The following is a 26,658-nucleotide window of genomic DNA, read 5'->3' on the forward strand; positions in this document are numbered from 1 at the left end:
TCATGTCTACACGCTCCTCCGACCGTTCTCCGATGCCGCGTGCCCGGAAGCGTTTCGGTCAGAACTTTCTCCGCGATAGTGGAGTGATCTCCCGCATCGTGCGTGCCATCGCCCCGCGTAGCGGCGATCGCCTGATCGAAATCGGCCCCGGCCAGGGCGCGTTGACCGGCCCGATCCTCGAAGCGGCCGGCGCGCTGGAAGTGATCGAGCTCGATCGCGACCTGATCCCCGGATTGCGGGTGCAGTTCTACGACTACCCCGATTTCAGGATTCACGAAGGCGACGCGCTCAAGTTCGATTTCCACGCGTTGTCGCAGCAGGATGGCAGGCCGTTGCGGGTGGTGGGCAACCTGCCCTACAACATCTCCACGCCGCTGATCTTCCATCTGCTGGCCGCGCGCGGCGCCATCCAGGACATGCACTTCATGCTGCAGAAGGAGGTCGTCGAGCGCCTCGCCGCCGAACCCGGCGGGCCGGACTGGGGGCGACTGTCGGTGATGACCCAGTATCACTGCGCGGTCGAATCGCTGTTCATCGTGCCGCCCGGCGCCTTCGTGCCCCAGCCCAAGGTGGACTCGGCGATCGTGCGATTGACGCCCTATGCCGAGCTGCCGTCGCCCGCTCACGACGAGGCCCATTTCGCCGACGTGGTGCGGGTGGCATTCGGCCAGCGGCGCAAGACGCTGCGCAACAATCTCAAGGGGGTGATCGACGCCGAGGCGCTGGAGTCGCTGGGCATCGACCCCGGCCGCCGCCCCCAGACGCTGCGCGTCGAGGAGCTGGTCGCCATCAGCAATCACCTGACAGGCAGCGCGACGAGCCACCCAGTGACGGAGAAGACCTCATGAGCGAGACGACACCAGACATCACGGTCGACGTCGAGCCAGCGTTTCGCGAGGACGAATCGTCGCCCAACGACAAGCGTTTCGTGTTCAGCTACACGGTGACCGTTCACAACCATTCCGACCGCAGCGTGCAGTTGCTGTCGCGCTACTGGAAGATCACCCAGGGCCACGGCAAGGTGCAGGAAGTGCGTGGCAACGGCGTGGTCGGCAAGCAGCCGACGATCACCGCCGGGCACAGTTACCGCTACACCAGTCGCGCGGTCATCGAATGCCCCGTCGGCGTCATGCAGGGCAGCTATACCTGCATCGATCTGTCCACCCAGGCCTCCTTCGACGTCGCCATCGCGCCGTTTCGGCTGGCCGGTCCCAACCAGATCCACTGATCGACGCGGGCGAATCGACCCTCGCGGCCGCGTCTCGATCGGCATCGAATCGCCGCTCCCGATCGCACCATCAATACGAGATCGCACCACCGACACGAGGAAGCGCATGGCGACCTACGCAATCGGCGATCTACAGGGCTGTTACGCCGAATTCGAAGCCCTGCTCGAACGTCTCGACTTCTCGCCCTCGCGGGATCATCTGTGGCTGGCGGGCGACCTGGTCAATCGCGGCCCGGACTCGCTCGGCTGCCTGCGCAGGAGCGTCGCCCTGGATGGCGCCGCCAGCGTGGTACTGGGCAATCACGATCTTCACCTGCTGGCGGTGGCACGTGGCCACGGCAAGCTCAAGCGCAACGACACCCTGACGGACATTCTCGAAGCCCCGGACCGCTCGGAGATGCTCGAATGGCTGCGCGGCCAGCCGCTGCTGGTCGCCGATCGCGAGCGTAGCCCTGTCAAAAATGGCTATGTGATGACCCACGCCGGCCTGTTGCCGCAGTGGTCGCTCGCCGAGGCTGCCGAACTCGCTGCCGAAGCGGAAGCGGTCCTGCGCGGCGACGAGGTGGATGCGTTCCTGAGCGTGATGTACGGCAACCGTCCGGCCCGGTTCACGCCCGAGCTGACCGGCGAGGATCGGATTCGAGCCATCGTCAACGTCTTTACCCGCATGCGCTTCATCGCCGACGACGGCACGCTGGACTTCGCTGCCAAGGAGGGGCTGGACAGCGCCCCGGCCGGTTTCGCGCCCTGGTTCACCTATCCGCGTCACGATGAACTTGCCGGCGGTGGCAGGCTCACGCTGCTGTTCGGCCACTGGGCGGCGCTGGAAGGTCGCACGCCGGGAGCGCGAATCAACGCGCAGGCGTTGGACACCGGTTGCGTATGGGGAGGATCATTGACCGCACTCGATCTCGACAGTGGCGAACGGATCGCCGTGCCCGCCGCCGCTTCAAGCCGTTGAGCTGTACGCTAGTCACCATTCTTTCAGGAGCGACCCATGACCCAGTCTTTCGAACATCTCGACCCGGCGACGCTGGCGCAGTGGCTGAGCGAGGGGCGCCCGTTGCAGCTGGTCGACATCCGCGATCCGTTGAGCTTCGCGCAGGGGCACATTCCCGGCAGCCGCCATCTCGACAACACCACGGTGGCGGAACTGGTGGACAACACGCCCAGCGAAACGCCGCTGGTGGTGGTCTGCTATCACGGCCACTCCAGCCAGCAGGCCGCGGGCTGGCTGGCGGGGCAAGGCTTCGACGAGGTTTACAGCCTGGATGGCGGCTTCGTGGATTGGGCGCATCGTCGGCCCGAGAGCGTCGAACGTTAGGGAACCACTGCATAAATGCCTGCACGAGCGAATCGCTACGTTGCGCGGTACTCGAAGACTCGCCTAACCCCATGTTATGTCTCGTCTTCTGTGTGCCGTGCGCCTTGCGCCTCATCTCGTTCGCCTATTTATTCAGCGCTTCCTTAGGTTTTCGCCCCGCACTGACTACGGAGCCAGACGATGAGTACGCAACCCGATTCGCGTCTCGACCCTCAAACCGATCCCAGGCTCGACGGGCTGGAGGTCTATCTCGTGGGCGGCGCCGTCCGCGATGCCCGCCTGGGCTGGCCGATCGGCGACCGGGACTGGGTCGTGGTCGGCGCGACGCCGGAAGCGATGCGTCAGCGCGGGTTCAAATCGGTCGGCCGGGACTTTCCGGTCTTTCTCCATCCCGACACCCACGAGGAGTACGCGCTGGCCCGCACCGAGCGCAAGCAGGGGCGCGGCTATACCGGGTTCGAGGTCCACGCCAGCCCCGACGTGACGCTGGAGGCCGATCTGGCGCGGCGTGATTTCACCATCAATGCGATGGCCGAGACGCCTGCCGGTGAACTGGTCGACCCCTACGGCGGCGCTGCCGATCTCGAGGCCAGGCAGCTCCGGCATGTTTCGGCCGCCTTCGTCGAGGACCCGCTGCGGGTATTGCGAGCGGCCCGGTTTCTGGCCCGCTATCGCAAGCTGGGTTTCACCATCGCCCCGCAGACGATGACCCTGATGCGCCAGCTCACCGACAGCGGCGAGATGTCGTACCTGGTTGCCGAGCGCGTCTGGACCGAGACGCACAAGGCGCTGGGGGAAGCCGATCCCGCTGCCTATTTCCAGACGCTGGAATCCTGCGGCGCCCTGGCGGAGCTGATGCCGCCCCTGTCGACCCCGACGTTGGAACAGGTGCTGGCGCGACTCGAGCACGTCCCCGACGCATCGGCTGCCTACCCGCTGACGCTCTGGCGCTGGGCGCGGCTCGGCGAGCACCTCAAGGACGACGAGCAGTCCCGGCTCAACGACGCCGTCAAGGCACCCAATGCGTTCCGTGATGCCATGCGGCTGGCAGCGCTGTCCTACCGGTTGCGCCAGCAGATCGGTGGGCAGCGGCCCGGTGTCGAAACGGACCATGCCGGCACGATCATGGCCTGGCTCGACGCCATCGATGCCTGGCGACGCCCCGAACGGGTCGCGCCCTTGCTGGCCCTGATCGCCCACGACGACGGCAGCCTGGCGGACGATCTGGTGCTGGCCTGGCGGCTTGCCTCGCAGATCGTGCCGAAGGCGCTGCTCGACGAAGGCTTTCGCGGGCCGGCGCTGGGCGAAGAGCTATCCAGACGGCGGAAGGAAACAGTGCGGGAAGCGCTGGGAACGTCATAAGGTCGTTGGCCCGATGTCGGTCCGGTCCATGGAAAACGCCTGATTCATGAAAGACGCCTGATTCATGAAAGACGCCTGATTCATGAAAGACGCCTGATTCATGAAAGACGCCTGATTCATGAAAGACGCCTGATCCATGAAAAACGCCCGCTGCGGAAAACTCTCCACAGCGGGCGTCTTGTATCGCATGGCGCGTGTCGGGTCAGACGAACAGCCCGATGATCAGCGACATGACCAGCCCGACCAGCCCGATGATGGTCTCCATCACCGTCCAGCTTCTCAGGGTCTGCGCTTCGGTGAGGCCGAAGTAGCGGTTGACCAGCCAGAACCCGGAGTCGTTGACGTGGCTCAGTACCGTGGCGCCGGAGGCGATCGAGATCACCAGCAGACCGAGCACCGGGCCGTCGAGGTTGAGCGTGGTGATGACCGGTGCCATCAGGCCGGCAGCGGTAATCATCGCGACCGTGGCCGAACCCTGAATCACGCGCACCGCGGTGGAGATCAGGAACGCCAGCAGGATTGGGGGCAGGGCGCTTTCGGCCATGATGTTGCCCATCACTTCGCCCACGCCGGAATCGATCAGCACCTGCTTGAAGACGCCGCCGGCCCCGGTGACCAGAATGATGATGCCGGCCGGCTCCAGCGCCTTGGTGGCGACTTCCATGACCTGCTCCCGCTTCATGCCGCGGCGCGTGCCCAGCAGCGTGAAGGCAAGCAGCGTGGCCAGCGTCAGCGCCACGAACGGGTGGCCGAGGAAGGTCAGGGCGGCCAGGATCGGGCTGTCTTCCGGCAGGATCACGCCGGAAACGGTGTTGAGCACGATCAGCGCCAGCGGCAGCAGAATGATCGACAGGATCAGCTTGAAGCTGGGCAGACCGGTGGTATCGACATCGTTCTTCGGCAGCTCCATGTAATCGGGGATCTGCGCATCGATGCGCTTGCCGATCCAGCGCCCGAATAGCGGCCCGGCGATGATCATGGCCGGCAGGCCAGCGATGGCGCCGAATAGGATCACGTAGCCGAGATCGGCACCGATCAGCTTGGCGACGGCAATGGGGCCCGGCGTCGGCGGAATGAACGAGTGGGTCACGGCGAGACCCGCCAGCAGCGGAATGCCGTAGTAGAGCAGCGAGCGACCGGTGCGACGCGTCAGGGCGTAGATCAGCGGCACCAGGATGATGAAGGCGACATCCAGAAACACGGGAATTGCTACCAGAAAACCGGTGACGCCCATCGCCCACTGCGAACGGTTTTCGCCGAACTTGTCCAGTAGCGTATTGGCCAGCCGGTCGACACCGCCGGAGACCTCCAGCATCTTGCCGAACATGGCGCCAAGCCCGACGACGGTCGCGACGAACCCCAGCGTGCCGCCCATGCCTTTCTCGACGGTATCCAGCAGTTCCTCGACATTCATGCCGGTGGCCAGCCCGACCAGGCCACTGACGACGAGCAGGGCGACGAAGGCGTGCAGGCGCAGCTTCATGACCAGATAGAGCAGCACGATGATGCTGCCCAGCGCGGCAAGGATCAGGGATGTTGGGCTATCCATGTCAAACGAATTCCTTGGTGAGAGCACACGGTGCCAAGACGGGATATACGCCCTTGGTGGCGTTGTGCTTCGCGGTGGAGTTGGCGAAAATGAATGTTACCGGTAACAGTTGGATCTCAACAATGCGCCTAAAGGTGTAGAGACAACCGTGGCCGAATCGGTTTAGGCCGATAGGCGAGTCAGCAAAACGAAACGAATCATACATGCAACAATCGGAAGGCAACGTCATGGACGCAAAGATGGGTCAGCGCATCGTCGTGATGGGCGTATCGAGCTGCGGCAAGACCGAAGTCGGGCAGCGGCTGGCGACCGCGCTGGGTGGGCGGTTCCTGGACGGAGACGATTACCACTCGCCGGAGAGCGTCGCCAAGATGTCTCGCGGCGAGCCCCTCGACGACGATGATCGGGCCGGCTGGCTCGAACGGCTGGCGTCGTTTCTGGCCGAAGCCAGGGCGCAGGGCGAAACGCTGGTCATCGGCTGCTCGGCGCTCAAGAAGCGCTACCGCGATACCCTGCGCAAGGGCGACGAGGCGTTGACGTTCGTTCACCTCGCCGGCAGCCGCGAGCTGCTGCTGCAGCGCATTCAGTCGCGTCAGGATCACTTCTTCAAGGGCGAGGCGATGCTCGACAGCCAGCTGGCGACACTCGAGGCGCCGGGCGATGACGAAGCCGTCACCGTCGATATCGCCGGCACCCTCGATCAGGTGGTCAACGAAGCGGTGTTGAGGCTCGAGAAGCGCTTTCTCGCCGCCGAGAGCTGAAGTCTGGAGGCGTGGCGTCGGTCATAGACTGCCGCCACGCCGGATCCGGAACCCCAGGTTCTCGCTGGTGGGTTGCAGCGGCGCACCCTGAAGGCGTGCCAGCAGGCGCTTGGCGATGGTATCCCCGATGCCGCGCCGGGGCGTGACGACCGTCGCCAGTGGCGGCGCGGTCGCCTCGGTGATGTCCAGCCCGTTGAAGCCGGCCAGGGCCAACTGATCCGGCACGTTGAGGCGGCGGCGCTGGCATTCGAACAGCGCCCCCGCGGCCAGGTCGTCGTTGCCGCAGAAGATGCCCTCCAGATCCGGCCAGCGCTCCAGCATGGAGGCCAGCATCTCTCCGCCCAGCCGATAGGAAGACGGATGCGGCGTCGTCAGGCAGCGCTCGGCCGACAGCCCCGCCTGGCGCATGGCCGCCTCCCACCCTGCCATGCGCAATTGCGCCCGATAATCCATGCGTGCGCCCAGAAAGCCGATCTTTCGGTGGCCCCGATCGAGAAAGGCCTGCGTCATCGCCTTGCCGGCTTCGTGCTGATCGAGCCCGACATTGATATCCAGCGGCGTCTCGGTCAGCTCCAGCGTCTCGACCACCGGCACGCGCGCGCGGGCCAGCAGGCGACGGGCGTGGTCGGTGTGGCGGGTGCCGGGAAGAATCAGCGCCTCGACGCCATAGCTCAGGTAGGTGTCGATCAGCCGCTCTTCCTCGAGGATCGAGTAGCCGGTATGGCCAATCAATACCTGATAGCCGGCCTGGCCCAACCCTTCCTCGATCCCGCGCTGGATTTCCGAGAACACGGCGTTGGAGAGCGAGGGGATCAACAGCGCGACACTGTGCGACCGCCCGCTGGCCAAAGCCCCGGCGGAGTGGTTGGGGATATAGCCGAGTTCGTCGATGGCGGATTCGATGCGCAGTCGCAGCGCCGCGGAGACGAGATGCGGCTCGCGCAGGGCGCGCGATACCGTGATCTTGGTAACGCCGACGCGTTCGGCAATATGCTGCAGCGTCACGCGTCCTGAAGAACGACGTGGCATGGAGATCCCCGCAAATCGATTATTCTGTCCGGTGTTACCGGTAACTTTCGGGGGAGATTATCATGCCGGGGCTGGCGAGCACCCTAAGCCCATGGTCGTAGAGAACAGCGTCGACGCGGGTCAGAACGACAGCAGCAACAGAATCAGCGGCGGCGACAGCAGCGACAGCAGAAAGCCGCTGACGATCGCCAGCGGCACGCAGGTAATGCCGCCATACTGCTGGATCACCGGCAGGCTGACGTCCATGGAAGTGGCGCCGGCGTAGCCGATCGCCAGCGGCACGGCGCGCCGAATGAACAGCGGCACCAGCAGAAAGGCGAGCAGCTCGCGGGCCAGATCGTTGAAGAAGGCCGCGCCGCCGAGCACCGGCCCGAGCTGGTCGCCGATCAGAATCCCCGACAGCGAATACCAGCCGAACCCGGCCGCCATCGCCATGCCCTGATTCCATGGCAATTGCAGCAGCGGTGCCGCGATCAGCCCCGCCAGCATCGAACTCAGGAACACCGTCATCGCGATGGCCAGCCCCAGCCGGTTGAGCAGGATCTGGCGCAGCCCCAGCCCGGAATTGCGCAGCTGGCAGCCGATCAGGAAGAGCAGGGCATAGAGCGCCCAGGTCGCCAGCGTTTCCGCCAGCGAGGCCAGATGCCAGCCCAGGAGCTGGGCGCCCGCGCCCAGACAGACGCCGAGAAGCACCACGCCCGCCAGCTGCAACGAGCCCAGCATCGCCTGCAGCTTGCTGGCGGGGGCCGCGCTGCCTTCACCGTACGCCTGCGATTTTCGACGGGCCAGCCGCCGGCGGGAGAGCCAGGCCAGCGCCAGCAGGTTGATCGGCGAGATCACCAGAAACAGCGTCAGCGCGGTCGTCCCGATGCGCGACAGCTGGCCAAGCAGATCCTCGAGCCCGCCGAGGCTGATGCCCATCAGTAGCAGGATCACGTAGACCGAGGCACTGACGCCGCGATCGATGGCCTGACGAATTCCTGTCCGCCGCACGGGAATGAGATAGCCCACGATCAACGGCAGCAATATCCACAACAGACCCAGCAGCATGATTTCCCCCGAGCGAACCTGTAGCGCATCGGCGATGACGCGCCACGAAAAAACGGACGCCGATAAATCGGCGTCCGTGATTGGCTAAAGACTCTAGAGGATGTGGGATAAAGAGGGAAGAAGAGCTGAACGGTTATTGCTCGGCAGTGCTTCTTGCGGCGTTGTCCGCGGCGTCGCTCAGCCGATCCAGTGTCAGATCGGTCAACGTCAGGTGGCTGCGCGCTTCATCCTTCTTGACGTAGCGCATCTCCAATAGCAGACCCGGTATCTCTCGGTGGAAAGTGAAGTAGATATGGCGGTCGCGCTTGTCCGGATCCCAGGTATCCACGGTAACGCCGGGAAACGTGCCGGCCGGCGTCTCGATATCGCTGCGGTCGGTCACGCGATAGAAAAGCCGCTCCGTCTTGCCCTTATGGTTCTGGTAGTCGAGTTCGCAGGGCGACACCTGCGGGTTGGCGCAGCGAGCGTCAGGCGCCTTGCGCGACAGCTCGAACAGAGCAGTCTGGCGATCCGGCAACGCCTGCAACTGATCCTTGTCCAGATGGTAGTCGTCACCGATGCCGACCAGCGAATACGCGCTGGTGTAGTCCAGCGCCTGCACCCGACCGCCATCCAGCCGGAACTGGCCCCGTTCCTCGCCGCTGGCGACCTTGATGCTGGCGCGCATGTCGCTCTCCCATACCTCGCCGGGGGAGGAGACATCGTCCTGGCGCGACAGCGTATGGGTGATCGTCGCATCCGGCCAGCCGCTGATATCGAGCCGGTAATGGGCGGTGAACGGCGTCGGTGCGGCAAGTGCCAGCGAGCTGGCAGCCGTCAGCAGCAGCGTGGCAAGGGTCTTGATCGTTAGAAATCGGTATGACATGAACATCCTTGAAAGCGAATCGGTGATCTGTCCGTATCAGACGCCGATCGAGGTGAGACGTTCCGGGATGCAGATTGGCTTTCTCAATTGGCGAATGGACTCATGTGGATGCCATCGTAATGTTAATTCGCGTTACTGTATGCAAGAGGCGGAATGGAGCATGCAATGACGGAGAGCAAGTGCCTGATAGATCGTGACGGGGTTGATCAAGGGCCAGATCAGATTATCGATATCGCGGACTGGCCGATGTACGGGGACTACGAAGTTTACCCAGTAGGCGCCCGGGATAAGTCGTTGCTAATTTCTCCGGATCCTGCCCCTCATACCTTCTGTCTGCCAGGGCATCGCTATCTGTTCAAAGAAGCGATCAAAAGCGTCAAGAATCCTGGGCAGCCACGGCATCCTGACCAGTACTGGGCCGAGGTCATCGCTTTTCGTATCGGGCGGTTCATGGGACTGACGCTGCCGCCAGTATTCGTAGCAATCGACTCATCGAGAGACGAGCCTGGCACGATCAACGAGTGGTTCATGGGCTATCCGGATAGCGGAGAGGAGCGCCACGTCCCAGGCGGTGACTATATGCAACGCTTGATTCCTGGTTATGACCGCGAAAAGGGGCGTGAGCACAATCTATCCACCATCCTCTCCCTCAGCCGGGCATTGGCACGCACTGGCACGCTCACTCATGATTGGGAGATATATTGGGGGTTGTGTTTATGCTTCGATGCACTGATTGGCAATACGGACCGTCATCAGGAAAATTGGGGATTGATATGGCGTGACAATGGCTCGACCGGGCGTTTCACACCATACTTCGATAATGGCACCAGCCTTGGTCATGAGTTGCAGCCGCAGAAGATGGGGCGCATGATGCGCGACCCCAATGAGCTCGATGCCTATCTGAACCGGGGGCGGCACCAGATGCGTTGGTCCAGAAGTGAACCGTCGCGACTACCGCTGATCGAAGGCGTGGAGCGCTACTGTCGCCGCTATCCGGCTGTGAAGCCGGTCCTGATAGAACGTCTGCGCGGATGGAGTCATGAGTCATTGAAAGCGATGCTTCATGAATTGATGCTTTTCGACATGCCTCATCCTTTGACCGAGCAACGTGCCGAATTCGTTACTTTACTGACCTCAACGAGGAGAGAGCGCCTGCTTCAGGCTCTGGAGAACTGACATGAATCGTCTAATCGAACATCTGGTAGAACCGCAACGCTTGCTGCTGTGTTGGCAGGCGCGTGAGAGCAAGAACCGCTCTCGCTACTGCGTGGGCCAGTTGGTCAAGCATGGCGATGACGTCTGGCTTCAGTACGGCATGGATGAACAGGATATGGCCGAGGCCATTGAAATGGGATTCCAGGGTTATCCAGCATTCCCTCTGAACCGGGCAGAACATCGGCATCATGTTCTTGACGCTTTCATGCGGCGTTTACCGCCGCGTAGTCGGCGAGACTTCGGTCGTTATCTCGAACTGCGCGGCATTCCGCCGGATGCTGACATCAGTGACTTCGGTCTGCTGGGGTACACAGGCGCAAAATTGCCCAACGATGGGTTCGAGCTGGTACACCCCTTCGACAACGCACCCGCAGCCTTTGAGATGCTGCTGGAAGTGGCCGGTTTTCGGCACGAGACACAGATAGCGGTTTCTCAGCTTCAGACAGGCGAGCCAGTTCGATTCGTTCCCGAGCCTGACAATACTTATGACCGCCTGGCTATCCGTATTGAGGCCCAGGGACACAAGCTGGGTTATGTGCCGCGCGGGCAGCTTGAACTGCTGCACCGAATGATAGGTCAGGGTGCGGGTCTGGAAGGCATGATTTTTCGTATCAACGGCACCGATGACCGCCCCCTCGTCTATGTATTGACGAGCGTCACCCGAGATCAGTCGGCTATACCGAAAACCACCCAGCGGCTGAAAGCCTAACCAGTCGCCAGCCGTTTATAGCTAGTTCATTGCCATTCCCGATTGGCCCTCGCTTTCGTGAGGGCCAATTTGTATGGCGGTTACTGACTCGTGGCGTTGGCTACCACCGCCTCGGCTAGCCGGGTGCGGGGCTCACCGGCTTCACCCAAGCGGGCCTTGAGCTGGTCGCAGAGGGCCATTAGCCCGTCGACTTTTTTGACGATGCGATATCGTTCATTTTCAGGAGGAGCTGGCTCAAGAGCCGGCGTGATGAACCTGGTACCGATATCGCGTTCGGTAAGCGTCTTCTTGTTCACCGCATCCCTCGCAGACGAGTAGCCCAGCCGGTTGTAAATCCGACTTTACGTTCTGAAACAGAGGCTATCATCGTCTTTGGGTGAAATCAGGTGGCCCGGCCGAAAATGGCGATGCCGGCTCCCGTCTCGCTCAATACCCCGCTTCGGGATCGATGGTTTCGACCGCCTTGCCTTTCGACATCGCGTCCAGCGCGTCGGCGACCTGGTCGGCGGCGGCGCCGATCGGCGTCGGCCCGGCCATGTGCGGGGTGATCAGGATGCGGGGGTGGCGCCATAGCGGGCTGTCCGCTGCCAGCGGTTCGTTGGGGAAGGCGTCCAGCAGCGCGCCGCGCAGGCGACCTTCGGACACTCCATCGCGCTCTCCATAACCCAGTGCTTCGAGCAGGGCGGGCTCGTCGATCAGGGTGCCGCGACCGGGGTTGATCAGGCTGGCGCCGACGGGGAGCTTGGCCAGGTTGTCGCGGTTGATGATGTGGCGCGTCGCGGGCGTGTCCGGCAGCAGGGTAACCAGCGTCTTGACCTGGTGCAGCAGGGTATCGAGCCCGTCGTCGCCGTGATGGCAACTGATCCCGTCGATCCGTTTGGGCGAGCGGCTCCAGCCGTGAACGGGATAGCCGTCGGCGGCGAGCATCTTCGCGACACGGGTGCCGATCGCGCCGAGGCCCAGCACGCCGATGGGCCAGTCGGGCTTGTCGATCACCGGCACTTCCCGCCATTCGCTCGTCGCCTGTTGTCGGCGATAGCGGTCGAAGTCGCGCTGGAAATGCAGCACGCCGTAGCGGGTGTAGTCACCGATCAGTTCGCCCATGCCGGCGTCGCGCAGCTTGACGATGGGGATCTCGCGGGGCAGCGATGGGTTCTGCAGCAAGGCGTCCACTCCGGCGCCCAGGTTGACGACGCCCTTGAGCACCGTCTGCTCGTCGAAGACCGAGGCCGGCGGCTTCCAGGCGACCAGGTAATCCACCTGTGGGTTGCCGCTGTCCGCCGCGACGTGGAATTCGGCGTCCGGCAGGCGTTCGAGCAGGATGTCGCGCCATTGCTCGGCGTCGTTGTGATAGATCAGGACTCGCATCTGGGCTCCGTCGCCGTTGTCTTGTTGGAGCCGGTCATCATCGCAGGTTATGGGCGGCGAAAGAAATCGCCGCTCGCAGCTCAGTACGCGATTTCCAGCATCGGCGGCGGCGCTTCGCCCAGCAGTTGGCTAAGCACGTCCAGACCGCTGGCCAGGCGCGACAGATCCGGTTCGGCTCCCAGGCTGATGCGCACGCGCCGCGGCATGGCGGACTGCTCGACCAGAAACGGCTGGGCTGTGGTGATGGCGACGCCTTCCTGGCGCGCCTGCTGCTGCAGTTCCTCGGCGCGCCACGGCTCCGGCAGCGTCAGCCAGACATGCAGGCTGCTGGGGCGCGATTCGATGGCATGGCCCGCCAGCTTGCGTGCGGCCAGCGCCTGCCGTTCCGCCAGCAACTGGCGCTGCTCGTGGGCGAGCGTGTCGACCATGCCGCTGGCCAGCCAGTAATCCGCCAGTTCGAAAATCAGCGGGGTCGCCATCCAGCTGGTGGCGCGCAGGCGCGGCAGGGTGTGATGCATCTGGCCGCGCGGCACGGTGAGATAGCCGGCGCGCAGCCCGGGCACGGTCGACTTGGTCAGACTGGTGACGTGAAAGCCCTGCTGGGGCAGGCGGGCGGTCAGGGACTTGAGGCCCGGCGGTTCCAGCAGTGCATGAACGTCGTCCTCGATCAGCCAGACGTCGTGACGCTGCAGGATCTCGGCCACGGCGTCGCGACGGGCGTTTTCCATGGTCGCGCCAGTGGGATTGAGCTGGGTCGGCGTCAGGCAGGCGGCGCGCGGGCGGAATTTCACGATGGCCGCCTCCAGCGCTTCGGGGATGACGCCCTGCTCGTCGATCGCCACGCCGTGAAGCTGGAAGCCCAGCGTGCGCGCCAGCGCGATCAGGCCGTGGTCGGTCAGTGTCTCCGTCAGCACGACATCGCCATGCTGGACGACCGTGGCGATCGCCAGCATCAGGCCATGGGCCGCGCCGTTGCAGAGCAGCCGGTCGTCGGTCTCGCCGGGCACGCCGAGTCGCTCCTTGAGCCAGGTGTTGGCGCGCTCGCGCTGATGCTGCAGGCCGGCGATCGGTCGGCAGGCGCCGATCACGTCGGCGTGGGCGGTTTCGGCGAGTTCCGCCAGCGCATCGCGAAAGCGCCGATGGTGGGAAGGCGGGCAGACCGGATGGGCAATCGACAGGTCGATGGGCGCGGCATCGGTGACGGCCGCCGGGGCGCGCAGGTACTCGTTTTCGGAATCACCTTCGGCGTCGCGAATCCAGGTGCCGCTGCCGACCCGGGCCTGGACGAGGCCGCTCTTCTCGGCCTGTTCGTAAGCGCGGGAAACCGTCTGCACGCTGACGCCCAGCGTCTCGGCGAGCTCGCGGTGCGTGGGCAGGCGCATACCGGGAGAGAGCACGCCGTGGCGGACCGCTTCGGCGAGGGCGCGGGCGATGGAAAGATATTTGGGGCCGTGGCCGCCGAGGAAGGGCGTCAGATCGATTGTCATGATGCAATAAAGCCTTTGACGGCACGCTGAGCGACGATGCTACTATCGTCCTCGATGCATTGACCGATAATTGTCATGAATGTTGATAGTTAAATCATGACAATTTCACACCCGGTCGGCAAGCGGCAGGACACCCGGCACGATCCCCTCGACCGCCGATGTCCCTACAATTTGGTCCCGTTAGTCGAGTGGCTCCATGTTTCAGGTTTCTTTACCTTTCTCGCGTGAAGAGTACGCCAGTCGTTTGCACAAAGTGCGCGTTTCCATGGCGAGCCGCGGAATCGATGTTCTCGTCGTCAGCGATCCCTCCAACATGGGATGGCTGACGGGTTACGACGGTTGGTCGTTCTATGTGCATCAGTGTGTGCTGGTGGGCCTGGAAGGCGAGCCGGTCTGGTACGGGCGACGTCAGGATGCCAACGGCGCCTGGCGCACCTGCTGGATGGACGCCGAACGCGTGCGCTACTACCCGGATTACTACGTCCAGAACCCGGACATGCATCCGATGGAATATCTGGCCCAGTCCGTGCTGCCGGAGTATGGCTGGCATACCGGCAATGTCGGGCTGGAGATGGACAACTACTACTTCTCGGGCAAGGCCTATACCAGCCTGCTCAAGGAGTTGCCGCATGCCCAGCTGGTCGACGCCACGGCGCTGGTCAACTGGTGCCGTGCGATCAAGTCGCCGCAGGAGATCGCCTACATGCGCACGGCGGCGCGAATCGTCGAGTGCATGCATACGCGCATCATCGAGATGATCGAGCCCGGCCTTGCCAAGAGCAAGCTGGTTTCCGAGATCTACCGGGTCGGCACCGAGGGCTGGACCGACGAGCACGGCAAGGTCCACGGCGGCGATTATCCGGCGATCGTGCCGCTGCTGCCGACCGGCAGCGACGCCGCCGCGCCGCACCTGACCTGGGACGACACCCCGTTTCGCAAGGGCGAAGGGACGTTCTTCGAGATCGCCGGCTGCTACAAGCGCTACCACGCGCCGCTGTCGCGAACCGTCTTCCTCGGCAAACCTCCGCAGGACTTCATACGCGGTGAATCGGCCCTGCTCGAAGGGATCGACAACGGCCTGGCGGTGGCCAAGCCCGGCAACCGATGCGCCGATATCGCGCTGGCGCTGGGCGCGGCGATGGACAAGTACGGCTTCGACCGGGGCGGCGCGCGCTGCGGTTATCCGATCGGGATCAGCTATCCGCCGGATTGGGGCGAGCGCACCATGAGTCTGCGTCCCTCCGACGAGACGATCCTCGAACCCGGCATGACCTTCCACTTCATGCCTGGCATGTGGATGGACGACTGGGGGCTCGAGATCACCGAAAGCATCCTGATCACCGAGAACGGTGCCGAGCCGCTGTGCAATTTTCCGCGCCAGCTGTTCGTCAAGTAAGACGCGTCAGCTGTTCGTCAAACAAGAACGTGCCGGGCGTCCGTGAAAGTCGATCGTTCGTGAAAGTCGATCGTGGAACAAGGCCAAACAGCGGGCCTGGAGCCCGCCACGAATCCGGCTCGCCCGGCTATTTTGCTACCTTTCAATGACGCGCCTGCAGCGATCCGCCAGGGCGCGTCATCCGCTTCATTGAGGAGAGTTCGCATGTCCGCAACCCTGCGTCCCAGCCCGATCAGCGCCACCGTCGACTTCGATGCCCAGGGCGTTCAGCACGGTTTTCTCAAGCTGCCGATCTCGGTCGACGAGTCGGCCTGGGGCGCGGTGATGATCCCGATCACCGTGGTCGCCAACGGCGAAGGCCCGACGGCGCTGCTGACCGGCGGCAACCACGGCGACGAGTACGAAGGCATCACCTCGCTGCTCAAGCTCGCCAGCACGCTCGAGGCGAAGGACGTGCGCGGTCGCGTGATCATCGTGCCGATGATGAACACGCCGGCGGCGGAAGCGGGCAAGCGGACCTCGCCGCTGGATGGCGGCAACCTCAATCGCAGCTTCCCCGGCGATCCCAACGGCGGCGTCACCTCACAGATCGCCGACTACTTCAATCGGGTTCTGGTGCCGATGTGCGACGTGGCGCTGGACCTGCACTCCGGCGGCCGCACGCTGGATATCGTGCCGTTTGCCGCCGCCCACCGGCTCGACGATCTCGCCCAGGAGAACGCGAGCCTGGCCGGTGCGGTCGCCTTCGGTGCGCCCTACGCGATGATGATGTTCGAACTCGACGCCACCAAACTCTATGACACGGCGGTGGAGTCTCAGGGCAAGACCTTCGTCACCACCGAGCTGGGTGGCGGCGGCACCTCGACGCCGGCCAGCCTGGCCGTGACCGAGCGCGGGGTGCGCAACTTTCTGGTTCACTATGGTTTGCTAAAAACGGGTTTGATCGCGGGTGAGATCGAGAAGCCGGCGGAGCCGATGATCTACGTCGATATGCCGGATGCCAGCTGCTACGTGCAGAGCGAGCATTCCGGCCTGCTGGAACTGACGGTGTCCCTGGGTGATACGGTCGAGAAGGGCGAAGTGATCGCCCGGGTCTACGACATGACGCGCACCGGCGCCGCGCCGGTCGAATACCGCGCCCAGCGCGACGGCATCCTCATCGCCCGGCGGTTCCCGGCCAAGGTCGGGATGGGCGATACCATTGCCGTGGTGGCCGAAGTGGTCGAATCACTGGAGCGTGCTCAGAACCAGACCCAGACCAAACGCCAATGAGCGAAGGTCAGACGAGGCGAGCGCTGTTGAAAGAGCGGAGTTTACGAGGGGTAAATGAGCATTTTGAAACAGCGCTCAACGATGTATGGCCGAGCGTAATCAGTTTGGATGGTGTCTGGTATGAAGCTTGATCGCTACGATTTCAAAATCCTCGAGATTCTCAGTCGCGACGGCCGCATCACCAAGTCGCGGCTGGCGGAGGCGATCAGCCTTTCCGTCAGCCCGTGCTGGGAGCGGGTCAAGCGGCTGGAGAAAGCCGGGATTATCGAGGGCTACAGCGCCCGCATCAATCCCGACGCCATCGTCAAGCGCACGCCAGTGTGGGTGCAGATCGAGCTCAAGCAGCACAACGCCGAAAGCTTCGCCCGCTTCGAGCGCATGGTGGCGGATACCGACGCCGTGGCCGAATGCGTCGCGGTGGGCGGCGGGGTCGACTATCTGGTCAAGATCGCCGCCGACAGTATCGACGCCTATCAGCGCCTGATCGATGCCTGGCTCGTCTCCGATCTGGGTATCGAGCGCTACTTCACCTACATCGTCACCAAGACGGTCAAGCGCGAAGGGCCGCCGGTATTATCGGGGTCAAATGAATCGCTTGTCTGAAATCGGATGACAATGAGCCCGGCCTTGGCCGGGCTCATTGGTTCTTGCCTATATCCCGCCAAAAAAAACCGAAACTCCCCCGCCAAAAAAACCGCAACTCCTGGCCGGGCTTTCGAAAGAAAGCGTGGCGCAAAGCGGTCGAGACAAGAAAATTCCCTCTCGCCGAGTCGGTACCATGATCGTACTCGCAGGATAGGCCACTTGTTCTGCCCCACCGCCGACAGCCTTTTTTGTCCAGAGCCAAGCAGGAGGCGATATGAAACTCAACGATCCCCGGCTTTTCCGCCAGTATGCCTATGTCGATGGTAAATGGACCCATGGTAGCGAGGGCCGCGAGGAAGCGGTCGTCGATCCCGCCACCGGAGAAACCCTGGGCCATTGCGCCCTGCTCGAAGCGGCACAGATCACCGACACGGTGACGGCGGCCGAGAACGCCTTCGCCGAGTGGCGGGCGATCAATGTCCACGAGCGGGCCGAGAAGCTCAACGCCTGGTACCGCCTGCTGCACGAACACAAGGAAGACTTGGCGCTGCTGATGACCTACGAGCAGGGCAAGCCGCTCGACGATTCCCGTGGCGAGGTCGACTACGGCGCCAGCTTCATCCAGTGGTTCGCCGAGGAGGCCAAGCGCGCCTATGGCGTGACCATCCCGAGCCATATCCCCAACGCCGCATTGGGCACGATCAAGGAGCCGGTGGGCGTCTCGGCGATGTTCACGCCCTGGAACTTTCCGCTGGCGATGATCACCCGCAAGGCCGGTGCCGCGCTGGCGGCGGGCTGCACGGTGGTCGTCAAGCCGGCCAACGAGACGCCATATTCCGCGCTGGCACTGGCCGAGCTGGCCGAGCGGGCGGGCATTCCGGCGGGCGTGTTCAACGTCGTTACCGGCGATCCGGCGACCGTGTCCGAAGTGCTGTGCAACGACAACCGCATCCGCAACATCTCGTTCACCGGCTCGACCCGCGTCGGCAAGCTGCTGATGCGGCAGAGTTCTTCCAGCGTCAAGCGTATGTCGCTGGAACTGGGCGGCAACGCACCGTTTATCGTCTGTGACGACATGGACCCGGACGCCGCGGCGAAGGAAGCGGTCGCCGCCAAGTTCCAGACCGCCGGCCAGGATTGCCTCGCCGCCAACCGTATCTTCGTTCAGCGTGGCATCTACGATGCCTTCGTCGAGCGGTTCGTGGCGCACATGGAGGCACTGAAGGTCGGCAACGGTCTCGAAGAGAGCGACATCGGCCCGCTGATTCACAAGCGCGCGGTCGATATGGCCAAGGGATTCGTCGAAGACGGCATCAGCAAGGGCGCGCGCCAGCTGGGCGGAGAAGGCCAGGCGCCCGGCGAGAACTTCTTCATGCCGACGCTGCTGGCCGATATCACGCCGGAGATGCGCGTGTTCCGCGAGGAGACCTTCTCGCCGGTCGCGGGTGTCTGTGCGTTCGATGACGACGACGAAGTCATTCAACTCGCCAACGATACCGAGTACGGGCTCGCCGCCTACGTCTACACCCACGACGTGCGTCGAATCTGGAAGCTGATGCGCGGGCTCGAGTACGGCATGGTCAGCGTCAACAGCGTCAAGATGACCGGCGCGCCGATCCCGTTCGGCGGCGTCAAGCAGTCCGGCCTCGGTCGCGAGGGCGGCGCCGCGGGGCTCGATGAGTATCTCGATACGAAGTATTACTGTCTGGGCAATATGCCGTCGGCCAGCTCTTCTTGAGCCAGCGCGGAATCGCTGACTGCGCGAGCGAATCGCCGCGTTGCCCGATACTCGGAGTCCTCACCTATAACCCATAGGCTCCGGCTCCTGCGTGTCGTGCGCCTTGCGCTTCGTCCGCTCGCCTAGCGCTTACGCGCTGTCTCGTGAACGGCGGCGCGGTGCCCTGACGGTGTCGCGCCCGCGCGTCGCTGACGTGGACAATGACCGGCTGGACGCCACTGGCCGGTCCAGAGATAACATTCTACAAGCGGGTATTACACAAGGATCGCTCCGATCGCTGCGCCCGCCCCTGAAACGCCGTCCGGACAGATGGCGGCGTTTCATTCTGGTTAAGGAAAGGTTATGACCGATACTCGTGCCCTGATCGAAAACGATCGCCGCCACGTTTTCCATGCGTCCACCCATCTGCGCGATTACGCCCAAGGCGATGCGCCGGGGCGCGTCATCACCGGTGGCAAGGGAATCTCCATCGTCGATCGCGATGGCCGCGAGATGATCGACGCCTTCGCCGGGCTCTACTGCGTCAATATCGGCTACGGGCGCACCGAGATCGCTGAGGCGATCTATGCCCAGGCCAAGGAGCTGGCGTACTACCACACCTATGTCGGCCACTCCAACGAGCCGCTGATCGCGCTCTCCGAGCGCATTGCCAAGCTCGCCGGCAACGGTCTGAACAAGGTCTACTACGGCCTCTCCGGCAGCGACGCCAACGAGACCCAGATCAAGCTGGTGCGCTACTACCACAACGTCATCGGCCAGCCGAAGAAGAAAAAGATCATCGCGCGCCAGCGTGGCTATCACGGCTCCAGCATCGCTGCCGGTTCGCTCACCGGCCTGCCGGCGTTCCACCAGCATTTCGATCTGCCGATCGACGGCGTGCTGCATACCAAGGCGCCTTACTACTATCGGCGTGAGCGTGGCGACATGAGCGAGCGCGAATTCTCCGCCTACTGCGCCGAACAGCTCGAAGCGATGATCCAGCGCGAAGGGCCGGACACCATCGGCGCCTTCATCGGCGAGCCGGTTCTGGGAACCGGCGGCATCATCCCGCCGCCGGAAGGCTACTGGGACGAGATCCAGGCCGTGCTCAAGCGCCACGATATCCTGCTGATCTGCGATGAAGTGGTCAGTGGCTTCGGCCGCCTGGGCAGCGAATTCGGCTTCCAGCACTACGGCATCCAGCCGGATCTGGTGACCATCGCCAAGGGGCTGACCAGCGCCTACCAGCCGCTTTCCGGCGTCATCGTCGGTGAACGGGTGTGGAAAGCGCTGGAAGACGGCACCGGCGAATATGGCCCCATCGGCCACGGCTGGACCTACTCCGGCCACCCGCTGGGTGCCGCCGCCGCCATGGCCAACCTGGACATCATCGAGCGCGAGAACCTGGTGGGCAACGCCGCCGAAACCGGCGCCTACTTCAACGCCCAGCTCAAGAAGACCTTCGGCGAGCATCCGCTGGTCGGCGACGTCCGCGGCGAGGGGTTGATGGCCGCGCTGGAATTCGCGCCCACCAAAGGCGAGTACACGCCGTTCGAGCCGTCGCTCAAGGTCGGCGCGCGCGTTGCCGCCGCAGCGCTCGAGGAGAACCTGATCGCTCGCGCCATGCCCAACGGCGACATCCTCGGCTTCGCGCCGCCGCTGGTGATCGACCGCGGCCAGGTCGACGAAGTGATCGCCCGCGCCAAGCGTGCCATCGACAAGGTGACCGATGAGCTGACGCGTAGTGGTGATCTCAAGGGCTAAGTCGCAACCGTCGTCACATTGTCTTGCCATAGCCATATCGTCTTGATGACACAACAAGCCTGCGGCAGGGTGGAGAGATCCACTCTGCCGCACTTGCCTTACCAACCGGGATTCCCCAACGATGTCCGACCCCGTCACGCTTCATGACATCTACCTGGCCCGAAGCCGCATCGCCGGCCAGGCAATGCGCACGCCGCTGATTCTCTCCCAGAGCCTGTCGGCGAGATTCGATACCGAGGTCTATCTCAAGCTCGAGACGCTGCAGCCGAGCGGGGCGTTCAAGCTCAGGGGCGCGCTCAACAAGATCGCGTCGCTGTCGCCCGAGCAGCTCGAGCGTGGCGTGACCACGGCATCCACCGGCAATCACGGCCGCGCGGTGGCGTGGGCCGCAAAGCGCCTCGGTGCCCGCGCGATCATCTGCGTCTCCGAGCTGGTGCCGGCCAACAAGGTGGCGGCCATCGAGGCGCTGGGCGCCGAAGCCCGCGTGATTGGCCGCTCTCAGGACGATGCCTTCGTCGAGGCACGGCGGCTGGTGAGCGAAGAAGGCATGGCGCTGATCGAACCCTTCGACGATCCGCTGATCGCGGCCGGCCAGGGCACCATCGGGCTCGAACTGATGGAAGACCTTCCCGAACTCGACCGGGTGCTGATCGGGCTTTCCGGCGGCGGCCTGCTGGGTGGCATCGGCCGCGCGGTGAAGGGCGTCAATCCGAAGGTACGAGTCACCGGCGTGAGCATGCTCGAGGGTGCGGCAATGATCGAAAGCCTGGCCGCCGGCAAGCCCGTCGAGGTCGAGGAAGAGGCATCGCTGGCGGATTCGCTGGGCGGCGGGATCGGTCTCGACAACCGCTGCACCTTCGAGCTGGTCCGCGAGGTGATGGACGATCACCACCAGGTCTCGGAAGCGGCCATCGCCCGCGCCATGCTTCATTTCTTCGAGCAGGAGAAGATGCTGGTGGAAGGCGCCGCGGTGGTCGGGCTCGCCGCCATCGAAGAGCACGCCATCGATATCCGTGGCGAAAAGGTGGCGCTGATCGTCTCGGGCAATGGCGTGGACGCGGATACGTTGATGCGGGCGAAGACGCTGATCGACTATCCGGCGCGCTGAGCGACTGAAAACTGCCTGCGCTCGGCCATACGGCGTAAAAAATTAGCTTAAAGTACTCATTTACAACCCGTAAATTCCGTCTTCGCGCTAATTTTTGCCTTGTCTGGCCTTCGCTCGCCGACTTTTCAGACTCGCTCAGTCTTAACCATAGCTATTGAACGGGTTAAAAGGATTGAATATGGAACTCTATAACCGCGAACAGATTCAGGATGTCGTCAGCCTTGATCGCGACGCGCTCGAGGCGGTCGAAGCCGGCTTTCGCGCGCTGGGCGAGGGCAATGTCGTCCAGCCGCCGATCCTGTCGATGGCGATCGAGGAGGCCAACGGCGAGGTCGACGTCAAGACCGCGCACATCAAGGGCAATGAGCGCTTCGCGATCAAGGTCAGCCCCGGCTTCTTCGACAACCCGAAACTGGGTCTGCCGAGCCTCAATGGGTTGATGATCGTGTTCTCGGCGAAGACCGGACTGGTCGAGGCGGTGCTGTTCGACGAAGGCTATCTCACCGATATTCGCACCGCGCTGGCCGGCGCCATCGCCGCCAAGCATCTTTCCCGCGCCGACAGCAAGCGCGTCACCGTGCTGGGTGCCGGATTGCAGGCGGAACTCCAGGTTGCCGCGCTCAAGCTGGTACGAGACTTCGACACGCTCGATGTCTGGGCGCGGGACGTGAAGAAGGCTGAAGCCTATGCGGCGCGGATGCAGGAAGCGTACGGGCTGACCGTGGCGGTGCATACCGAGATCGCCGACGCCTGCCGCGAGGCGGACATCATCGTCACCACCACGCCGTCGCGCGAGCCGTTACTCTCCGGAGAGCATCTGCGTGAGGGCGTTCACGTCACCGCTATGGGCTCCGACAGCCCGGAGAAGCGTGAGCTGGATACCTCCGTCATGGAGCGGGCCGATCATTTCGTCGCCGATACCCGCGCCCAGAGCGAGAACAACGGTGAACTCAAGGCCTACGCCGGCCACCAGCCGCCGTTCACCGTCAACGAACTGGGCAAGGTGATCGCGTCCGGCAAGAGCCTGCGCACGACAGATTCGCAGATCACCATCTGCGATCTCACCGGTACCGGCGTGCAGGACACCGCCATCGCCGGATTCGCGCTGGGCCGACTGGTTTCCTGAGGCGCTCGAAAGACGTGTGAAGCGCTCGGCGGTTTCGCCGAGCGCGGAGTCTCATGAAGGCGACTTCTCGCCACGCTTCGGCACCGGTGCCACGCCAGGGCCGGTGGGCTCGCCGACCTTGTGCCACAGGCGGCCGTCGCGCTGGATCAATTCATGGGCGCCGCTGGGGCCGTCGGTGCCGGCGGCATAACCTTCGATGCCCGGTTCTCCGCTCCCCGATTCTCGGGACCAGGCTTCCAGGAACGGCTGCACGGCGCGCCAGCCGTTCTCGATGGTGTCGGCGCGCTGGAACAGCATCTGGTCGCCGGTCAGGCAGTCGTAGATCAACGTCTCGTAGCCGGTGACCGCCGGCAGGTCGAAGAAGTCCTTGTAGCCAAAGCCCATCTTGACGGTGTCCATCTCGAGCTCGGGACCGGGCCGCTTGGCCTGGAAGTCGAACCACATGCCTTCGTTGGGCTGGATCTGGATGATCAGCCAGTTGGAAGCCATCCGCTCCACGTCGGTGTTGCGGAACTGCGCGTAGGGCGCCGGCTTGAAGCAGATCGCGATCTCGGTGTCCCGCGCGCTCATGCGCTTGCCGGTACGCAGATAGAACGGCACGCCGATCCAGCGCCAGTTGTCGACCATCACTTTCATGGCGACGAACGTTTCCGTCTGGCTGTCGGCGTCGACGTCTTTCTCCTCGAGGTAGCCGGGCACCTGGCGGTCGCCGAGCGTGCCCGCCTCGTAGCGTCCGCGCGCCGAGTTGTGGGCGGCTTCCTCCGTCGTCCAGGGGCGAATGGCACCCAGCACCTTCGATTTCTCGCTGCGCAGGGCATCCGCGCCGAACGCGGCCGGGGGTTCGATGGCGACCATGGCGAGCAGCTGGAACAGGTGATTGGGCACCATGTCGCGCATGGCCCCGGCCTTGTCGTAGAAGGCGGCCCGCTCCTCGACGCCGACCGTTTCCGCGGCGGTGATCTGGATGTGGTCGATGTAGTGGTTGTTCCAGAACGGCTCGAACAGCACGTTGGCGAAACGGGCGACGAGGATGTTCTGAACCGTCTCCTTGCCGAGGAAATGGTCGATCCGGTAGATCTGGTCTTCCCGCATGACCTTGAGCAATTCGGCATTCAATGCCCGGGCTGACTCGAGATCATGGCCGAACGGCTTTTCGACGATGACCCGGCGATAGTTTCCGTCTTGCTCCGTCAGTAATCCGGCCTGGCCCAGTTGCCTGGCGATCTCGCCAAAGAAGCGGGATGCGGTCGCGCAATAGAAGATCGCATTGCCGCTGTCGGATGCCGCAATCGTGTCTTCGATCCGGCGGTAAATCGACTCGTCGGTGAAGTCGCCCTGCAGATAATGGAGCCGCTGCTCGAATTCGCGCCAGCGTGATTCGTCCAGTGCGCTGCCGCGGCCTTCCGAGTGGTGATCGGCAGCCTTGTCGACGATGAACTGCTTGAGATGGGCGCGAAATCCCGCGTCGTCATGCTCGGCGAGATCGACGCCGACGATCCGCATGTTGGGATCGATCAGCTGATCCCGGTCCAGATTGTAGAGCGAAGGAATCAGCAGCCGTTTCACCAGATCGCCGCCGGCACCGAAGACGAACATCGTGGTGTTGTCGGCCGCTGGCGTCTGCTCGTACTGCGCTTGCATCGAATGGGACACGGACTTTCACCTCTTCATGTCGGTTGCCGGAGCAGGTCGTCTCGTTCGACTTCATCATGGAAGACAATCCGCACGGGAGCCAGTGAATCCGCTTCGAGCCGGGCGCTGCCTTTGCGGAGCACGGTGGGCTGGACCAGAATGTCGTGATCAATCTCGAAGGGAGCGAAAGTGACATGAACGAGAGGACACGACAGCGTGACGCCCATTCAAACAGCACCAATGAACCACTGACTCTTCACTTCGGCCGGGATGAGCTGGTCATTCGCCAGCGCTATGAAGTCGTGAGCATCGTCAACGATATTCTGATCGGTATCTGGTTCGTGATCGGCAGCATTTTCTTCTTCTACGACTCCCTGACTTATGCCGGTACCTGGCTGTTCGTGATCGGCAGTATCGAGATGTTGATTCGTCCGGTCATTCGCCTGCTTCGGCGCCTGCATCTGCAGCGCATGAACGCCGCATCGCCCTCTCCATCCGAGGCCGAGCACGATTTCTGACGTGCTGAAAGTCGTCATCCTTCCGGTAGCGACGTTGCGCGTCTTTCAGGACGCCGACTAACCTTGGCGACATGAAACTCGTACCACAGGACGTGGAGGAATCGTGAGCGACACCGACCTTGGCAATCTGGACGCTGGAAAACTCGAGCAGCTCTATCGAACCGGCGAGGCTTCGCCGCTGGAGGCGACGCGGGCGGCGCTCGACCGTATCGACCGCTTCAACGACGCCGTGAACGCCTACGTTCATGTCGACCGCGAGGGGGCCGAGAAGGCGGCCAAGGCTTCTGCCAGGCGCTGGGGGCAGGGCAAGCCGCTGAGCGCCATCGACGGCATTCCCGTCTCGATGAAGGATCTGGCCGAGGTGGCCGGCATGCCGGCGCGTGGCGGCTCGCTGACCACATCGGAATCGCTCTGCGAGGAAGACTGCCCGCCGGCCCGCATGCTCCGCGAAGCCGGGGCGGTGATTCTCGGCAAGACCAACACGCCGGAGTTCGGCTGGAAAGCGGTGACCGACAACCGGGTGTTCGGTGCGAGCTACAATCCCTGGGATACGCGCCTGACGCCGGGCGGCTCCTCCGGCGGGGCCGCTGCCGCTGCCGCGCTCAACATGGGCGTGCTGCATCAGGGGGGCGACTCCGGCGGCTCGATCCGCATTCCCGCCGCGTTCACCGGCGTCTTCGGCTTCAAGCCCACCTACGGCTGGACCCCGCAATGGCCGCCGGCGACAGAACCTTCGCTCTCTCATATCGGCCCGTTGACTCGCAGCGTCGACGACGCGGTGCGCATGCTCAACGTGATCGGGCGCTACGACTATCGTGACCCTTACGCCACGCGGGGCCAGCCGAAGGATTGGGGGGCCGATCTCGGCAAGGATCTGCGCGGGCTGCGCATCGCCTACTCGCCGACCTTGGGCTATGCCGAGGTCGATGACCAGGTCGCCGCTCGCGTGCGCGAAGCGGCTCGCAATCTCGAGCAGCTTGGCGCCGAGATCGAGGAGATTCACCCGGGGTTCGAGTCGCCGATCGATATCTTCCAGAAGCTCTGGTTTACCGCGTCGCTGGATTTCTGGTCGAAATGCAGCGACCGGCAGCGCGAACAGCTCGATCCGGGCCTCGTTGCCAATGCGCGTACCGCGCAGCAGTGGAGCGCGCTCGACCTGTTCCAGGCGCTGGGTCGCCGAGCCAATTTCACCGAGGGCCTGGAGCGCTTCAATCAGGATTATCATCTGTTGATGACGCCGACCGTACCGATCGAGCCGTTCGAGGCGGGTCACGAAGTCCCGCCCGGCAGCGGCATGCGCGACTGGGAAGAGTGGGCGCCGTTCTCCTATCCATTCAATCTGAGCCAGCAGCCGGCAGCGTCCGTTCCCTGCGGATTCACCGAATCCGGCCTGCCGGTCGGGTTCCAGCTCGCCGGCGGCAAGCACGATGACGTCCGAGTGCTGCGGGCCTGTCACGCCTACATGAAAGCGCATCCGCCGCGGTTCCCGCGGGTGCCCGATCCTTCCGAAATGGCCTGAGTTCGAGCGAGGCGCTGATTGCCGACTACGCTTGGATGAGGCGTCATGCACGCAGCATGGCGCCTGGCAATTCG

General features: G+C 63.6%; 25 protein-coding genes. 17 read left to right on the forward strand and 8 right to left on the reverse strand.

Annotated elements, in window-relative coordinates:
• Window positions 1-2 precede the first annotated feature (2 nt).
• The 5 genes from rsmA (at window position 3) to R3F72_RS04080 (ending at window position 3,914) form a co-directional block, all read left to right on the forward strand.
• Window positions 3-848: a 16S rRNA (adenine(1518)-N(6)/adenine(1519)-N(6))-dimethyltransferase RsmA gene (gene rsmA / locus R3F72_RS04060; RefSeq protein WP_087718237.1), complete on the forward strand. Its 846-nt coding sequence runs from the start codon at window positions 3-5 to the stop codon at window positions 846-848.
• On the forward strand, window positions 845-1,228 hold the full coding sequence (gene apaG / locus R3F72_RS04065; RefSeq protein ID WP_303854556.1) for a Co2+/Mg2+ efflux protein ApaG: 384 nt from the start codon (window positions 845-847) through the stop codon (window positions 1,226-1,228). Before rsmA ends, apaG begins: the two co-directional genes overlap by 4 nt.
• Before the next feature lie 106 nt (window positions 1,229-1,334).
• On the forward strand, window positions 1,335-2,189 hold the full coding sequence (locus tag R3F72_RS04070) for a symmetrical bis(5'-nucleosyl)-tetraphosphatase (protein ID WP_332778967.1): 855 nt from the start codon (window positions 1,335-1,337) through the stop codon (window positions 2,187-2,189).
• Between the two features lie 36 nt (window positions 2,190-2,225).
• Window positions 2,226-2,552 (forward strand): thiosulfate sulfurtransferase GlpE, encoded by a 327-nt coding sequence (glpE, locus tag R3F72_RS04075; RefSeq protein WP_087718234.1) that lies wholly within the window; start codon window positions 2,226-2,228, stop codon window positions 2,550-2,552.
• A gap of 180 nt (window positions 2,553-2,732) precedes the next feature.
• Window positions 2,733-3,914 (forward strand): polynucleotide adenylyltransferase, encoded by a 1,182-nt coding sequence (locus R3F72_RS04080; RefSeq protein ID WP_332778968.1) that lies wholly within the window; start codon window positions 2,733-2,735, stop codon window positions 3,912-3,914.
• 202 nt (window positions 3,915-4,116) lie between these two features.
• Here R3F72_RS04080 and R3F72_RS04085 read toward each other — a convergent pair whose 3' ends face one another.
• Window positions 4,117-5,463 carry a GntT/GntP/DsdX family permease gene (locus tag R3F72_RS04085; protein ID WP_332778969.1) on the reverse strand — a complete coding sequence of 449 codons (1,347 nt, stop codon included), beginning with the start codon at window positions 5,461-5,463 and terminating at the stop codon, window positions 4,117-4,119.
• 203 nt (window positions 5,464-5,666) lie between these two features.
• Here R3F72_RS04085 and R3F72_RS04090 point away from each other — a divergent pair, with 203 nt between their 5' ends.
• Window positions 5,667-6,224, forward strand: coding sequence for a gluconokinase (locus tag R3F72_RS04090; protein WP_256961088.1), 558 nt, complete (start codon window positions 5,667-5,669; stop codon window positions 6,222-6,224).
• A 21-nt stretch (window positions 6,225-6,245) separates the two neighbouring features.
• Here the strand turns inward: R3F72_RS04090 and R3F72_RS04095 are convergent, their stop codons facing one another.
• The 3 genes from R3F72_RS04095 to R3F72_RS04105 all read right to left on the reverse strand — a co-directional run bounded on the left by R3F72_RS04095 (window position 6,246) and on the right by R3F72_RS04105 (window position 9,168).
• Window positions 6,246-7,253 (reverse strand): LacI family DNA-binding transcriptional regulator, encoded by a 1,008-nt coding sequence (locus R3F72_RS04095; protein WP_332778970.1) that lies wholly within the window; start codon window positions 7,251-7,253, stop codon window positions 6,246-6,248.
• Between the two features lie 120 nt (window positions 7,254-7,373).
• Window positions 7,374-8,303 (reverse strand): lysine exporter LysO family protein, encoded by a 930-nt coding sequence (locus R3F72_RS04100; protein WP_332778971.1) that lies wholly within the window; start codon window positions 8,301-8,303, stop codon window positions 7,374-7,376.
• Between the two features lie 133 nt (window positions 8,304-8,436).
• Window positions 8,437-9,168, reverse strand: a complete 732-nt coding sequence (locus R3F72_RS04105; protein WP_087718227.1) for a hypothetical protein — start codon at window positions 9,166-9,168, stop codon at window positions 8,437-8,439.
• A gap of 165 nt (window positions 9,169-9,333) precedes the next feature.
• On the opposite strand from R3F72_RS04105, the gene R3F72_RS04110 reads away from it, so the two are divergent.
• A complete protein-coding gene (locus R3F72_RS04110) occupies window positions 9,334-10,344 on the forward strand; it encodes a hypothetical protein (RefSeq protein ID WP_256961087.1) in 1,011 nt (336 codons plus the stop codon).
• A 1-nt stretch (window position 10,345) separates the two neighbouring features.
• The gene (locus R3F72_RS04115) at window positions 10,346-11,092 is read left to right on the forward strand and encodes an HIRAN domain-containing protein (protein WP_087718225.1); all 747 of its coding nucleotides are present in this window, start codon (window positions 10,346-10,348) and stop codon (window positions 11,090-11,092) included.
• Between the two features lie 80 nt (window positions 11,093-11,172).
• Here the strand turns inward: R3F72_RS04115 and R3F72_RS04120 are convergent, their stop codons facing one another.
• The 3 genes from R3F72_RS04120 to ehuR form a co-directional block, all read right to left on the reverse strand.
• Entirely contained in the window at window positions 11,173-11,388 is a 216-nt protein-coding gene (locus R3F72_RS04120) for a hypothetical protein (RefSeq protein WP_087718220.1), read from the reverse strand.
• A gap of 130 nt (window positions 11,389-11,518) precedes the next feature.
• The gene (locus tag R3F72_RS04125) at window positions 11,519-12,460 is read right to left on the reverse strand and encodes a 2-hydroxyacid dehydrogenase (RefSeq protein WP_303854561.1); all 942 of its coding nucleotides are present in this window, start codon (window positions 12,458-12,460) and stop codon (window positions 11,519-11,521) included.
• Window positions 12,461-12,540: 80 nt separating this feature from the next.
• A complete protein-coding gene (gene ehuR, locus R3F72_RS04130; RefSeq protein WP_332778972.1) occupies window positions 12,541-13,947 on the reverse strand; it encodes a MocR-like ectoine utilization transcription factor EhuR in 1,407 nt (468 codons plus the stop codon).
• 196 nt (window positions 13,948-14,143) lie between these two features.
• On the opposite strand from ehuR, the gene doeA reads away from it, so the two are divergent.
• From doeA to R3F72_RS04165, 7 genes are all read left to right on the forward strand, one after another.
• Window positions 14,144-15,343, forward strand: coding sequence for an ectoine hydrolase DoeA (gene doeA, locus R3F72_RS04135; protein WP_332778973.1), 1,200 nt, complete (start codon window positions 14,144-14,146; stop codon window positions 15,341-15,343).
• Window positions 15,344-15,547: 204 nt separating this feature from the next.
• The gene (gene doeB / locus R3F72_RS04140) at window positions 15,548-16,615 is read left to right on the forward strand and encodes a N(2)-acetyl-L-2,4-diaminobutanoate deacetylase DoeB (protein WP_332778974.1); all 1,068 of its coding nucleotides are present in this window, start codon (window positions 15,548-15,550) and stop codon (window positions 16,613-16,615) included.
• A gap of 120 nt (window positions 16,616-16,735) precedes the next feature.
• Complete coding sequence (locus tag R3F72_RS04145; RefSeq protein WP_332778975.1) at window positions 16,736-17,218, forward strand: Lrp/AsnC family transcriptional regulator; 483 nt, start codon at window positions 16,736-16,738, stop codon at window positions 17,216-17,218.
• Between the two features lie 256 nt (window positions 17,219-17,474).
• On the forward strand, window positions 17,475-18,938 hold the full coding sequence (locus R3F72_RS04150; protein ID WP_332778976.1) for an NAD-dependent succinate-semialdehyde dehydrogenase: 1,464 nt from the start codon (window positions 17,475-17,477) through the stop codon (window positions 18,936-18,938).
• Between the two features lie 342 nt (window positions 18,939-19,280).
• Complete coding sequence (locus R3F72_RS04155; RefSeq protein ID WP_303854566.1) at window positions 19,281-20,681, forward strand: aminotransferase; 1,401 nt, start codon at window positions 19,281-19,283, stop codon at window positions 20,679-20,681.
• Window positions 20,682-20,802: 121 nt separating this feature from the next.
• On the forward strand, window positions 20,803-21,789 hold the full coding sequence (eutB, locus tag R3F72_RS04160) for a hydroxyectoine utilization dehydratase EutB (protein ID WP_332778977.1): 987 nt from the start codon (window positions 20,803-20,805) through the stop codon (window positions 21,787-21,789).
• 178 nt (window positions 21,790-21,967) lie between these two features.
• Window positions 21,968-22,915, forward strand: a complete 948-nt coding sequence (locus R3F72_RS04165; RefSeq protein WP_332778978.1) for a cyclodeaminase — start codon at window positions 21,968-21,970, stop codon at window positions 22,913-22,915.
• 51 nt (window positions 22,916-22,966) lie between these two features.
• On the opposite strand, the gene zwf is transcribed toward R3F72_RS04165, so the two are convergent.
• Window positions 22,967-24,568 carry a glucose-6-phosphate dehydrogenase gene (zwf, locus tag R3F72_RS04170; protein WP_332778979.1) on the reverse strand — a complete coding sequence of 534 codons (1,602 nt, stop codon included), beginning with the start codon at window positions 24,566-24,568 and terminating at the stop codon, window positions 22,967-22,969.
• A gap of 173 nt (window positions 24,569-24,741) precedes the next feature.
• On the opposite strand from zwf, the gene R3F72_RS04175 reads away from it, so the two are divergent.
• Together R3F72_RS04175 and R3F72_RS04180 are read left to right on the forward strand one after the other, a co-directional pair.
• Window positions 24,742-25,065: a YrhK family protein gene (locus tag R3F72_RS04175; RefSeq protein WP_322527962.1), complete on the forward strand. Its 324-nt coding sequence runs from the start codon at window positions 24,742-24,744 to the stop codon at window positions 25,063-25,065.
• A gap of 103 nt (window positions 25,066-25,168) precedes the next feature.
• Window positions 25,169-26,584 (forward strand): amidase, encoded by a 1,416-nt coding sequence (locus R3F72_RS04180; RefSeq protein WP_332778980.1) that lies wholly within the window; start codon window positions 25,169-25,171, stop codon window positions 26,582-26,584.
• Window positions 26,585-26,658: the final 74 nt, after the last annotated feature.

It is taken from the genome of Salinicola sp. 4072, from assembly GCF_036663415.1.
GTDB classification, from domain to species: Bacteria; Pseudomonadota; Gammaproteobacteria; order Pseudomonadales; family Halomonadaceae; genus Salinicola; species Salinicola salarius_A.